This window comes from Bacillus sp. GbtcB10, assembly GCF_019091365.1.
Lineage (GTDB): Bacteria > Bacillota > Bacilli > Bacillales > Bacillaceae > Bacillus > Bacillus altitudinis.
Map to the genome: position 1 here is coordinate 497,805 of NZ_JAGXJP010000001.1, position 13,635 is coordinate 511,439.

At 39.6% G+C, this 13,635-nt stretch carries 12 protein-coding genes; 7 read left to right on the forward strand and 5 right to left on the reverse strand.

The window, feature by feature from the left end; translation table 11 throughout:
• Window positions 1-13 precede the first annotated feature (13 nt).
• The gene (locus KVT11_RS02755; RefSeq protein WP_008348050.1) at window positions 14-886 is read left to right on the forward strand and encodes an NAD(P)-dependent oxidoreductase; all 873 of its coding nucleotides are present in this window, start codon (window positions 14-16) and stop codon (window positions 884-886) included.
• 114 nt (window positions 887-1,000) lie between these two features.
• On the opposite strand, the gene KVT11_RS02760 is transcribed toward KVT11_RS02755, so the two are convergent.
• A complete protein-coding gene (locus KVT11_RS02760) occupies window positions 1,001-1,798 on the reverse strand; it encodes a CAP domain-containing protein (RefSeq protein WP_052320867.1) in 798 nt (265 codons plus the stop codon).
• 336 nt (window positions 1,799-2,134) lie between these two features.
• Between KVT11_RS02760 and KVT11_RS02765 the strand changes: the two genes are divergently transcribed.
• Window positions 2,135-4,261, forward strand: coding sequence for a peptidoglycan D,D-transpeptidase FtsI family protein (locus KVT11_RS02765; protein WP_052320868.1), 2,127 nt, complete (start codon window positions 2,135-2,137; stop codon window positions 4,259-4,261).
• A gap of 156 nt (window positions 4,262-4,417) precedes the next feature.
• Entirely contained in the window at window positions 4,418-6,244 is a 1,827-nt protein-coding gene (locus tag KVT11_RS02770; RefSeq protein ID WP_076821790.1) for a PAS domain-containing sensor histidine kinase, read from the forward strand.
• A gap of 25 nt (window positions 6,245-6,269) precedes the next feature.
• Here the strand turns inward: KVT11_RS02770 and KVT11_RS02775 are convergent, their stop codons facing one another.
• A complete protein-coding gene (locus KVT11_RS02775) occupies window positions 6,270-7,442 on the reverse strand; it encodes an aminotransferase A (protein WP_019743910.1) in 1,173 nt (390 codons plus the stop codon).
• Between the two features lie 294 nt (window positions 7,443-7,736).
• Here KVT11_RS02775 and KVT11_RS02780 point away from each other — a divergent pair, with 294 nt between their 5' ends.
• Window positions 7,737-8,621, forward strand: a complete 885-nt coding sequence (locus KVT11_RS02780) for a cation diffusion facilitator family transporter (RefSeq protein WP_017359428.1) — start codon at window positions 7,737-7,739, stop codon at window positions 8,619-8,621.
• A 64-nt stretch (window positions 8,622-8,685) separates the two neighbouring features.
• Here KVT11_RS02780 and KVT11_RS02785 read toward each other — a convergent pair whose 3' ends face one another.
• A complete protein-coding gene (locus KVT11_RS02785) occupies window positions 8,686-8,838 on the reverse strand; it encodes a hypothetical protein (RefSeq protein ID WP_017367142.1) in 153 nt (50 codons plus the stop codon).
• A 300-nt stretch (window positions 8,839-9,138) separates the two neighbouring features.
• Between KVT11_RS02785 and KVT11_RS02790 the strand changes: the two genes are divergently transcribed.
• The 3 genes from KVT11_RS02790 to KVT11_RS02800 all read left to right on the forward strand — a co-directional run bounded on the left by KVT11_RS02790 (window position 9,139) and on the right by KVT11_RS02800 (window position 12,096).
• Window positions 9,139-9,678, forward strand: coding sequence for an RDD family protein (locus KVT11_RS02790; protein WP_007498690.1), 540 nt, complete (start codon window positions 9,139-9,141; stop codon window positions 9,676-9,678).
• Window positions 9,679-9,803: 125 nt separating this feature from the next.
• On the forward strand, window positions 9,804-11,114 hold the full coding sequence (locus KVT11_RS02795) for an MFS transporter (protein WP_035392222.1): 1,311 nt from the start codon (window positions 9,804-9,806) through the stop codon (window positions 11,112-11,114).
• A gap of 73 nt (window positions 11,115-11,187) precedes the next feature.
• Window positions 11,188-12,096, forward strand: coding sequence for a chemotaxis protein (locus KVT11_RS02800; RefSeq protein ID WP_008348035.1), 909 nt, complete (start codon window positions 11,188-11,190; stop codon window positions 12,094-12,096).
• Window positions 12,097-12,332: 236 nt separating this feature from the next.
• Here KVT11_RS02800 and KVT11_RS02805 read toward each other — a convergent pair whose 3' ends face one another.
• On the reverse strand, window positions 12,333-12,794 hold the full coding sequence (locus KVT11_RS02805; protein WP_007498684.1) for a YkyB family protein: 462 nt from the start codon (window positions 12,792-12,794) through the stop codon (window positions 12,333-12,335).
• Window positions 12,795-13,271: 477 nt separating this feature from the next.
• Window positions 13,272-13,487, reverse strand: coding sequence for a hypothetical protein (locus tag KVT11_RS02810; protein WP_008348016.1), 216 nt, complete (start codon window positions 13,485-13,487; stop codon window positions 13,272-13,274).
• Window positions 13,488-13,635 lie beyond the last annotated feature (148 nt).

The window sequence follows — 13,635 nt, forward strand, 5'->3', positions numbered from 1 at the left end:
GGAGGAATTCTTGATGGCACAAATCAAAACAGTTGGTTTTATTGGAATCGGTGTAATGGGGCGTAGTATGGCAGGGCATTTAATGAATGCTGGCTACGAAGTTCTCGTTTATACAAGAACAAAAGCAAAGGCAGACACATTGATTCAAAAAGGTGCTCTTTGGAAATCGACCGTAAAGGAGATCGCAAAGGAGGCAGATGCCGTCATCACAATGGTCGGGTATCCATCAGATGTAGAAGAAGTCTATTTAGGAGAAGATGGACTCGTGGCACATGCTGCGCCTGGTACACACCTCATTGATATGACCACATCGAAACCTCAACTGGCAAAAGAAATTGAAGCGAAAGCGAAGGAAAAAGGACTATTTGCATTAGATGCGCCGGTCTCTGGCGGAGACGTTGGAGCCCAAAATGGCACGCTGGCCATTATGATTGGTGGAGAAAAAGCAGCCTATGAAGCGTGCCTGCCGCTATTTCAGCAAATGGGAGAAAATATACAATATCAAGGACCTGCAGGAAGTGGTCAGCATACAAAAATGTGTAACCAAATCGCTATCGCAGCAGGGATGGTAGGTGTGGCAGAGGCAATGGCTTATGCGGAAAAATCAGGACTTGATCCAGAGCAGGTACTTAAAAGCATCACAACAGGAGCAGCTGGCAGTTGGTCTTTGTCAAACCTTGCACCAAGAATGCTGAAAGGTGATTTCGAGCCAGGATTTTATGTGAAGCATTTTATTAAGGATATGGGCATTGCACTTGAAGAAGCAGAGCTGATGGGAGAAGAGATGCCAGGCCTTTCACTAGCGAAGTCATTATATGAAAAGCTCAGCGAACAGGGCGAAGAAAACAGCGGAACACAAAGCATCTATAAATTATGGGTGAAATAAAAAAACTGCCCCGCCTAGGTGGAACAGTTTGTAGCGTGTAAACAAGCCCTCACATGGCTGAAAAAAGAAGACAAACTAAAAACCTGTCCCAAATAGAGACAGGTTTTTTTGATCTTATTTTCCGATGAATTGCTGCGTCCAGTAGTTACCAGATTTCACATAACCTACACCGATATGTGTATAGTTTTTGTTTAAAATGTTCGCTCTGTGACCTTCACTGTTCATCCAAGCTGTTACTACTTCTTGAGGTGATCTTTGACCTTGCGCAATGTTTTCACCTGCTGTTTTGTACGTGATACCAAATTGCTTCATTTGATCAAATGGAGATCCGTAAGTTGGGCTTGTATGAGAGAAATAGTTTTTATCTTTCATATCTTGTGATTTAGCGCGAGCAGATTTGCTTAATTTAGAATCAACAGAAAGAGCTTTTAAGCCTTGTTTTGCACGCTCTTTATTTGTCAGTTCAACCACTTCTTGTTCAAATGCATTTAAGCTGCTGTCTGCTTTTGTTGCAGTTGTGTCTTTTTGATCAGATTTTGAGCTGTTGTTCGTTGTGTTTTGTTTTGCTGGTGTGCTTGGTTTAGAAGTAGCTGGTTTTTTCACTGATTCTTGTTTTTGCTCATTTTTTGCTTTGTTTACTTCTTTCACCACTTTTGTACCAGTAACAGGTTGACCACTTTTGATCAGCTTGTTTAATAGAGCTTCGATCTCTTTTTGATTTGAAGTGCTTAGCTTGTTTACATCTGAAGAGATATGTAATTTTGCAGCTAATGTATGAAGATCAATGGCTTGATGCTGTACGTTTATGACTTGTTTCAGGTTAAGCTCTTTCGCATCAGCTGAATGCCCTCCAGTGAACGTGATCAATGCAGCAGCTGTCAGCGCTGAAAAAATGAATGATTTCTTTTTCATTTTGTAACTCCTCCTAAAATCTTTGTTTTGTTTTCTCACAGAAAATCATAACATGGACTTTTTGTTATAAACGTACCAGCATCCTCCATTGACAACGCCCGTTTGTCATTTTTGTTAAAGTCATAGAAAGAGTCTCTTCATATCAATGAATGGAGAATCTTTCTATTTAAAGAAAACGACATAAACATACCAATATTTTAAAGTGTTAGTATATTTTTTTGCAGAATAGGGATTGACAGCTTTTTTTCACTTGTTTCGCTGTAACAACTATTACAAAAGTGTTACAATAGTGAGTGGTAATTGTAAAAGATTGAAAGGATGAGAGGAGCTACATAAGTGGGAGAGAAACAGCATCAAGGTGCTGCCGAGCAGAAAAAAATGAAGCGCCGGAACGCCTGGAGAATTAATCTCTTTTTCTTCGCTGTATTTAGTTTATTTGCTGGACTTGTCATCAAGCTCGGTGTGCTGCAAATCGTCAATGGTGAGGATTATAAAAAGCAAGCCAACCGAACTGAGGTCAAAACAGCATCATACCCGTCTCCAAGAGGAAAAATGTATGACGCGAGAGGAAGAGTCGTTGTTGATAACGAAAGTGTACCTGCCATCGTTTATACATCAGAAAGCGGTGTGAAAGCGGAGGATAAGATTAAAGTAGCAAGAAAACTTGCGACTTATATAAAAATGGATACAGATTTTTTGAGAGAGCGTGACATTCGAGATTTTTGGCTGGCCAGCCACCCGAAAGAAGCGGATAAGCTCATTTCAAAAGCAGAGCAAAAGAATCTTAAAGCAAAAGATGTCTATCCACTTCAAGTAGAGCGTGTGCCTAAGAAAGAAGTCAAGGCGATCGAAAAAGATGATGAGGAAAAAGCAGTTGCAGCGATCTACCGCAGGTTTACAGGCGGATATGCCTTTGAACCTCAAATCGTGAAAGCGATGGACCCGAACGAAGAGAAAAAAGGGGACGAAAAAGTTGCGCTGCTTGATGAAACAAAAGAATCAAAACAGACATCATCCGTAAGTTTGACATACGAAGAGATCTCACTTGTATCAGAGCATCTTGATGAACTGCCTGGTGTAAATGTCATCAATGACTGGACAAGGAAATATCCGTATGAAAAAACCCTTTATAATGTCCTTGGCGGTGTCACCACCCCAGAGCAAGGCATTATAAAAGAGCGTGAAGATTACTATATGGCAAGAGGTTACTCGAGAAATGACCGAGTAGGAAAAAGTTATTTAGAATATCAATATGAGGATTTTCTCAATCCAGAAAAAGCAACTGTTCAATATACACAGGTCGGCGGCAAACTGCTTGATGAAATCAAGCGGACAGAAGGACGAAGAGGACTTGACCTTGCACTCACATTTGATATGGAGCTGCAAAAGGAAGTCGACAAAATCGTTGAATCAGAGCTAAGATCCGCTAGTGCAAGAAACTATATGATGGACCGTGCCTTTGTTGTGATGATGGACCCTAACACAGGTGATGTTCTCGCGATGTCAGGGAAGAAAATGGACGGCAGGGACGTCACAGATTATGCGATCGGAACATTTACGACACAGTATGAAATGGGCTCTGTTGTCAAAGGAGCTACTGTCCTCTCTGGTTATCAAGATGGTATGTCACACAATCAATCCTATTTGGATACACCGCTGTATTTTGCGGGAAGTGGAGGAAAGCCTAAACAGTCTTACAAAGTTCTTGGATGGGTTAACGACCTTCAGGCACTCCAAAAAAGTTCCAACGTTTACATGTTCCAAGTGGCGATGAGAATGGCAGGGATCACCTATCAAAAAGATGGCCCGTTACGGGCAAGACCTGAACACTTACAAAAAATGAGAAACTACTATGCGCAATTCGGTCTTGGCGTGAAAACAGGCATCGACTTGCCGCAGGAATCAAGCGGAATGCAGACGCATCCTCAGACAGTCGGCGGACTCTTGCTTGATGAAGCGATTGGTCAGTATGACACGTATACACCACTTCAAGTCGCACAATACATGTCGACCATCGCAAATGGAGGTAACCGTATTCAGCCAAGAGTGGTGAAAAGTGTTCACTTTCCAACGAATAAGGAAGAAGTAGGTCCTGTTGTGAAGAAATATGAGCCGAAGGTGCTGAACACCATTAACAACTCGAAAGCAGATATTGACCGCGTCAAAATGGGACTAAAAATGGTCACATCAACAGGCGGGACTGCCGCTGGCCGGTTCGGTCAGCATGATGTCGCAGGGAAAACGGGTACAGCCCAAACCTTCTACTATGGTGCCAACCGGAGCTGGTGGGGGAATGCCACGTACAACTTAACCTTTGGAGGATATTATCCTTCTTCCAATCCGAAAGTGGCATTTAGTGTCGTCACACCGTATGTATCAGATAAAGATCCTGTCATTAAAACCATTCCAAGTAAAATTGTTGATAAGTACGTTGAATTACAAAAGAAATATGAAAAGCAATAAACAGCAGGGAGCACAGCGAGAGAAAGTGCTCCCTTTTTGCTGAAAATATGGACGTTTCACAAGAGATTGGGAGGAAAATACGGTTTTTCTAGCGAATCCTTTTTATACATCAAACTAAGGACAACCCTAAAAAAATTAAAGGAGGGTCGGACGACGATGGAACAAAAAATGAAAGATTCGAATCAGCTGTACTCGAATATTGATTTACATGCCGTTCTTTCTTCTAATGGCCGCTTTCTCTACATTTCTTCCAATTGTAAGCAGCTTTTGCTCTATGAACAAAAGGATTTACTAGGGTGTTTTTTGAAAGACTTTGTTCATACCGAAGATCAATTTCTCGTCGAAAGTTATTTCTATAATCAGCACATGCTAGAGATTTGCCACTTTAGACTGCTTAGAAGTGATCTTACAGCTGTATGGGTAGAAGCAAGCATTGATTTTGTTGCTTGTGATGGGTTAGACAACGATTTGAGTAGAGAAATGATCCTGAAAATGAGGGTAATGAATACAGAGCCTCAAAAAGCAGCATTTCAACCAACAGAAGTGTCAGAACAGTCATTAGGCAGTCTACCGGCTTTCCAAGATGTCAGTGAAGCTGAAAATCTGATTGCCATGCTGCCAAATCCGTTATGTATTACGGCGCTTGGGAAAATTGTGTATGCCAACGATGCGATGCTGCAATTAATGGGTGTATGTACAAAAGATGAAATGATCGGCAAGTCTGCGTTTGATTTTATTGCCGAGGAGTACCATGACATTGTGAGAAGCCGAATCAAAAGACTGCAGCAAGGCCTTCCAGTCGGAATGATTGAACAAATATGGAAAAGACAAGACGGGAGCATGATTCATATTGAGGTGAAGTCATCTCCGGCAATTTATCAAAATCAACGGGCAGAACTTTTACTCTTAGTGGACATCTCTTCCCGTAAAAAATTTCAAACCGTTCTTCAAAAAAGCAGAGAGCGGTATCAACTGCTTATCCAAAATTCGATTGATACCATTGCCGTCATCCACGATCATAAATGGGTATTTATGAATGAATCAGGTATTAAATTATTTGAAGCCGAACATTACGATAAATTAATCGGAAAAGATATCTTTCATCAAATCCATTCATGTGATCAGCAAAAAGTCAAAAAGAGCTTATCACGTATTATCGAAAGAGCATCAGATTCTGAGATTGTGACGATGAGCTGCCATACGTTTAAACACCGGTTGATTTATACAGAAATGGTTTGTATCCCTACCACATTTTTTGGTGAAACAGCCGTTCAAATTATTTTAAGAGATATATCTGAACGAAAACAGACAGAAGAACTCATGCTGCGCTCTGAAAAATTATCAATCGCAGGTCAATTGGCAGCAGGCATTGCACATGAAATAAGGAATCCACTGACGGCGATTAAGGGCTTTTTACAGCTCATTAAACCAAAAACAAAAGACCGTGATCAATATTTTGAAATTGTCTTCTCTGAGCTGAGCCGGATTGAAATCATCTTAAGTGAGCTACTAATGCTTGCGAAGCCGCAGCAAACGGCATCAATGCAGACGCTTGATTTGAAAAAAATCATTAGCGAAGTCACCGCTCTGTTAGAAACACAGGCGAACTTAAATGGAATTTTGATGAACACAAGTGATATTGAGGAGGATCTCCTGATGAATGGGGATCAAAACCAGCTGAAGCAGGTATTTATCAATTTAATCAAGAATGCCGTCGAATCCATGCCGGATGGAGGGAAGGTAGACATTACTGCCAAAGCCGAAAAAGAAGGGATACTTGTCACGATTAGAGATGAAGGAATTGGTATTCCTGAATCGGTCATGAAGCGGATCGGTGAACCTTTTTTAACGACAAAAGAAAAGGGAACAGGGCTTGGGCTCATGGTGACATTTAATATTTTAGAAAATCACAACGGAACCATCCGGGTAGATAGCCACCCTGAAAAAGGGACTGTGTTTCACATCATGTTTCCCGCAAAATAAAAACAACGGCAAGAGAGCCGTTGTTTCATCCGTCTGTTGATTGTATGGAACGCTTTTCAAGTACAAATTGTTCGAGACGGTCAAGTCCTTCTTTTAACGTTTCAAGTGAATATGCATAGGAAAGGCGCACATATCCTTCTCCGAGTGAAGAGAAAGCAGAACCAGGTACGACCGCAAGTTTTGTGCTTTCTAACAACTCCATGCAAAAATCAAAAGAACTCATCCCAAACGATTCAATGGAAGGGAAAATATAAAAAGCGCCGGAAGGCTTAATGACCGGAAGCCCCATAGAAATGAGTCGATCATATACATAGTCGAGCCTTTTCTTATATTGCTCTCTCATGATCAGTGCATCATCTACACCATTTGTCACTGCTTCAAGTGCCGCCTTTTGTGAGATAGCCGAGGCACAAGACACGTTATATTGATGTACTTTTAATACATGTTTAGCAATAGGAGCGGAAGCAAATAAAAAGCCGATTCTCCATCCGGTCATGCTATGAGATTTTGACAGTCCATTGATGACAATCGTCTGTTCCTTTAAGAAAGAAGCAATGGAATGATGCGGACGATCAAATGTCAGCTCACTATAAATTTCATCAGATAGAATAAAAATATCCTTTCCTTCAAGAAGCTGTGCAATTTCTTTCAATTCTTCTTCTAATAGCGTGACCCCAGTTGGATTTGAAGGGTATGGAAGGACAACACACTTTGTCTTTTCCGTTAATGCATCTTCAATCAGCTTGGCATTTAATTTAAAACCGGCATTTGTTGTGTCGATATGCACGGGCACCGCACCGCACATCCGAATGATCGGTTCATAGCCAGGGTACACAGGGCCGGGCAGGATGACCTCATCGCCTTCAGTCAAAATAGTTCGAAACGCAGCATCAATTGCTTGACTCGCACCTGTTGTCACAATGATTTCTGTCTCTGCATCATAATCAAGATGGACTTTCTTTTTGATGTATTGCTGGATCGCTTGTCTTAGCTCTAAAAATCCAGCATTATGAGTATACGAGGTGAAATTCTCGTCAATGGCTGTTTTGGCAGCTGTTTTGACATGATGCGGCGTATAAAAATCGGGCTGACCTATGGTCAATGAAACGACATCCTCATATGAAGATACGAGATTTGAAAATGTTCGAATGCCTGAAATTTCAATATCCTTTACTCTTGGATTCAGCAAATGCTCCATTTCTCATCACCTTAAAAATTTATGTTTTTATCCTATTTTACCATTCACTGCATAAATGTCACCTGCGGAAAGGCTTCGGATATCGTTATATGTAGTCTATTCTCCTATCCATCACAGCATGAGTGATAGATGAAGAAAGAGCAACATTTATTATAGCGTAACCTGCTCGGAAAATACAGCTCTGCTTAAGATGATTAGAATAAGGCAAAACGGTATAAACTGAAAGAACGAGAGAATCAAGTCATGGGAATTGCTTTCACAGGCATACGATCTCCTGAAGGAGGACGATAATAGATGGATCAATCAGCAAAGACATCGAAAATAGCCTTTTTATCCGTCATGAGTAATACGTTTGTTGTGGTCCTTAAAATCATTGTAGGGGTGTTAACTGGATCTGTTGCGGTTTTATCAGAAGCCATTCACTCTTTTCTCGATTTAATGGCCTCTTTTATTGCATTTATCTCTGTTCGTATTTCAAGAAAGCCGGCAGATTCAAAACATCCTTATGGACATGGGAAAGTTGAGAATATTTCTGGAACGATTGAAACTTTGTTGATTTTTGTTGCTGGGATTTGGATCATTTATGAATGTGTTCATAAATTAATGCATCCAGAGCCGGTTAAACTGCCGGTACTTGGTATTGTGGTCATGCTGATCGGCGCACTTATCAATTTTGTTGTGTCAAGAGTTGTGAACAAAGAGGCAGAGCGAGTACATTCTGTTGCCATGAAATCGAATGCACTGCATCTTTTAACAGATGTGTTTACGTCACTAGGGGTTGCCATTAGTTTATTGCTTGTTGCATTAACGGACTGGTATTTCCTCGATCCGATTATTGGAATGGTGCTAGCGCTCTATATTATGCGTGAAGCATTTAAACTCATGAAGGAAGCCTTCCCGCCGCTTGTCGACGCCCGGTTAACCCCGGAAGAAGAACAAGCGATAGAGGCCATCATTCAAACATTCAGCCAAGAATTCATTGAATATCATGACTTTCGAACAAGACGATCCGGTGCTGAAGAATATATTGATTTTCATTTGATTGTTCATGGAAAAACAACCATTGAAGATGTTCACCAATTATGTGATCGAATTGAAGAGAACATTCAGCAGGCGTTTCCGCATGCACAAATCTTTATTCATGTAGAACCTGAAAGTGAAAGAAGCACACAAACGTAAAAAGGCGATACCACCTCTTTGAAGGTTGTATCGCCTTTTTTTACGCTTCATCTATGAAATGAAATCAATATCCATAAGCAGTATCGTAATCTTCATACCAAGAGATATAAGCAGCATCTTCATTTGATAAACCATGTTTCATATCTAAAAAATCAGCTTCGCAAATATCTTCAATCACAGTCATTTCGTTGTTCTTTAATAGTACGACAGTTCCCATCATGAACACCTTTCTTTAAAAAATCCTTGACTATTGTACCATGTGAAACGTGATTGTCAACAGAAGAATCGAAATGAGAGGAAAATATCACAAAATGTTAAAAAATCAGGCGTTGAAAGAACTAGATGTGCCATAATTTTCGTGAATTTTCAGTATTTATTCACATAAATCATCATTTAAAAATGATCTAAAATTCATGTAAAAATGTAAAGCTCCATTGATCTTGCGATATTCATAAGATATAATAACGAATGATTATAAGAAATTTATAGAAAACATACATAATAAAGGAGAAATAGGATGGAAACAAACATGTCAGAAGCACCTATTCAAGAAGAAAAACATCCTGAACTAGCTGGAGTAGGTTACCGTTTTCTTGCTCATCTTTTAGACGGTGTCATTATTAGTGTACCATTTTCAATCATTGTATTTATTCTCGCAACACTCTTTTTTGTCTCAAGCCCTGAGGCGGCATTTTTAATGTATGATGATAGCTATTACTATTCTTCAACGGTGATCACGGATGAAGAATGGGCAGTCATTGTGGGCCTTCTCTTTTTCTATGGCGTAACGACCTTAATCGGTATCGCGGTGACTTGGCTTTATTATGCGATCATGGAATCATCAAAGTTGCAAGGAACTCTTGGCAAGATGGCTCTTGGCATCAAAGTGACAAAAGTAACGGGTGGAAAAATAACATTCGGGCGCGCGACAGGCCGCTTTTTTGCAAAAGGCTTTTTGTCTCCAATCTTATTCATTGGCTACATCATTGCGTTTTTCACAGAAAAAAAACAAGCACTTCACGACTTGATTGCAAGTACCATTGTCGTAAAGAAATAATGAAAAGAAGCACCTCTGCTAAATAGTAAGGGGTGTTTTTTGTATAGATTGCTTGTATGGAAGAGGGAAACGTCACATAAAGTAGAATGATAGTGAAAATAAAAGCAGAGAAGGGAGTCAATCTATTGAAAAGAGGGAAAATGACCGTTCAGAAAAAAGGGGCAAGCTTCGGGCTCTTTTTCACAGCACCTGTTTTGGCCTGGGCATTGTATGATTTTGCAAATACGATATTTTCATCGAATATGATCACCATTTTCTTCCCGTTTTACTTGCAGGAGACGATAGGCGACAGTGCGAGGATGGATCAAATCGCTAGTACATTTATTTCTTATGCGAACGCACTTGCAAGCTTTTTCCTCGTCATTTTTACGCCTTTATATGGTGTGCTGATTGATCGTACAGGGAAAAAGAAGCGGTATATCACGGTGTTTACCCTGATTTGTATTGCCTGTACCTTTATGATGGGGATCTTTGCTGGGATTGATTTCTCAAGCGAATGGTTTGGTCTTCCTGTCTCCTTATTGGTGGTGGTTACCTTGTTTGTTATCGCCAAATTTTTCTATCACTCTAGTCTTGTTTTTTATGACACCATTTTGCCCGATCTTGGGACAAAGGATGAAATCCCCCTCATTTCTGGATTCGGTATTGCTGTCGGCTATTTAGGTACACTTGTCGGCCTTTCTGTTTATTTACTTGTAGGAAATGACCAGTTTCATGAAGCATTTATTCCGACAGCCCTTTTATTCTTTCTCTTTTTTCTGCCCTTTCTCTTTATTATAAAAGATCCTCAACCTCTCCCGCAGCAAGAGAAAAAGTCGTCTTTTTTCAGCGGGTATAAAGAGATTATTCGTACATTTAAAGAGATGAAGCAGTACAAACCGGCCTTTATTTTTATGATCGCTTTCTTTTTTATGAATGATGCGTTGCAGACAGCGATTGCGATGATGGCTGTTTATGCAAAAATTATCATTGGTTTTACCGCAGGTCAATTTATTTTGCTTTATCTTGTGTCCACGATTTCAAGTATCATTGGCTCGTTTCTATTCGGATATGTCACAAAGGCCATCGGGGCAAAGCGCTCGATTACAGTCGTGTATGTCATTTTAATTGTGGCGCTCATTCTAGCTGTGACAGCGACAACGGAATGGGTCTTCTGGGTAGCAGGCAGTTTATTTGGCATTTCACTTGGCGCGAGCTGGGGATCATCACGAATCCTCATTATTGAGCTGACGCCTAAAGAAAAACGAGGACAATTTTTTGGTCTCTTTGCGTTTTCGGGAAAGGTGTCTTCAATTGTTGGTCCCATCATTTATGGCTCCGTCACACTTCTATTTGCATCACATGGGAATCTCGCAAGCCGTCTTGCATTAGGGTCTTTGCTCATCCTTGCAGCCATAGGACTTGTGATTCATCAATTCGTGCGAGAGAAAGCGTAAAGAAACGTCAACTTTTTACCCATGCTGCCGATATAAAAAGTACAATCTTATATTGAAGAATAGAGGGATTTCCGTGGCTTTAAACAAACAAGAAATTTTACTTGACTCTGGTACTAATGAATTGGAAATTGTGAAGTTTGAAATTGGTTCAAATCAATTCGGCATTAACGTCATGAAAGTAAGAGAAATTATTCAGCCAGTTGAGGTGACAGTTGTACCGCACTCTCACCAAGATGTAGAAGGGATGATTAGTTTACGAGGCGAGATTTTACCAGTCATCAATCTATTTTCCTTTTTTAATGTCGAGTCAGATCAGTCAGAACAAGAGAAATACATTGTGACTGAATTCAACCAACGGAAATTTGTGTTCCATACAGGAACGGTATCACAAATTCACCGCGTCAGCTGGGAAGAGATTGAAAAACCAACTGCACTCAATCAAGGAATGGACCGTCATTTAACAGGGATCATCAAGCTTGACGAGAAAATGATTTTCCTTCCAGATTACGAAAAAATCATCTATGATATTGAATCTGCATCTGGTGTAGACACATATCATATGTTTGACGGTGAGAAAGACGAGAGAAGAACAGGGAAGAAGCTGTATGTTGTTGAAGATTCTCCGCTTCTTATGCGCTTATTAACAAATGAATTAACCGAGGCAGGCTATAAAAACATTGTGACCTTTGAAGATGGAAAACAAGCATATGACCATGTCATGGATCTTGTCAGTAAAGGCATTAGTGTGACAGAAGAAATTGATATGATTATTACAGATATAGAAATGCCAAAAATGGATGGACATCGATTAACAAAGCTGCTGAAGGACAATCCTTTAACACAGTCCATTCCAATTCTCATTTTCTCTTCATTAATTACGGACGATCTGCGTCATAAAGGGGAAACCATCGGTGCAGATGATCAAATTAGTAAACCAGAAATTCATCAGCTGATTGAAAAAGTAGATCATTTTATTATCTAAAGAAAAAACCACTCGCTTTGAGTGGTTTTTCAGCGTGTAGACAAACCCTCGCATTCTTTGTCAGTCCTGCGCTCTGGTGCTCACGAATGCCAAATTCGCTCCGCGCCAGTACTCGTCCTTCCTAGACTGCAAAGGTTTTCTTTCACGCTGAAAAGAAGACAAAGAGCTAAAATAAACAACATTTTAGCCCTTTGTCCATAATCTGAAAAACCACTCGCTTTGAGTGGTTTTTCTGTTTAAAAATAACTTTCCCCGAGCCGTTTGAAGACGGGTTTTGTATAATGTGATTTTTGTTTTGTGGCGGCAGGTTTTTCTTTTAAACCGACATACGTTTGAAGTATTTGTTTCGCTCGATTTAATGACATATTCGCTTTTGGATTGCGATATGATTGATTTAAATTTCCTAAGTGTGGCAAAAATTCGAAGTCTTCTTTGGTTGGTGGCAGATGAAAATAATAATCTCCAATTTCAATCAGCACGTCGGACTGTTGTTGACTATATCTGGGATTGTTAGAGAAATGTAGGCCCACTTTTCTTCCTTTACCTTCTTGCAATAGTTTTTGCAGCGCACGTTTTTTCAAAAGATAAAGAAACTTGGGATTTGGTGCGGTTTTAGCATGGCGGTTAACAGTATAAATGGCTTTTGCGATGTTTTCTGCTGTAGGTTCTATGTCTTTAGTATGAGCATAATCGTCCATTTTTTCTCTCCTTTGTCTTTCGTCTTCCTGTGCTTAGTATAAATTATACGTTTTTATTAGTAAATTGCAAATAGTCTTATTGTAAAAAGCAATGAGATTACATGGTTATTATTTAAAATAGCCAAAAATCATAATGTTGAAACCTTGCTGAAATTTGAAGAGGTCGACACATCTTTCTATCACTTTTATGATGAATGTCTCGCTGTTTTAGATGAAAAGCATACCATTATGTTAAATATTCAAGTGGTAGGAATTGGCTGAGCATTGGTAGAAGATGCAGTAGGGGTGCATAAGTTAAAAGATCGTTTGTTTTCGATCATTAGAGTATGTAGTGAAATGTATACAAAGTGAACTATCATAACAAGATAACTACCTATTTGAATCAATGGGTAGTTTATCAATGTATAGATGGTTCATCGTGTAAAATTTACCATATGCAAGACAATCAAAGTCGAACATATGGCTTAAAAACATGGACTATTTCGTATGGCTAGAATAAGCACAGTAAAAACAGCCGTTAAAATCAGTTTCACTCGTCATTTTTTTGGCTTCATCCATGGCGCTTTCACTGTTCATGTGTAGACCAATCAATGTACGACTTGCTGCATCACCTAAAAATGCGCAGTCTTCTGTATGTACAACGTATTGTCCTTGATCATTTTTTGTATGAATAAAATAATAGCTTTTTAGCATACCCCTCACCTCCAACCTGACTATATTACTATAAAACTTCCAATATTGTAAAGAATTTTTATTAAAAATGTTGCATTTATAAACATTCCTTTTATTTCATAAAAAGGAAAATTGATTGTAAGATAAGAAGATCAAAGTCAATGAGAAC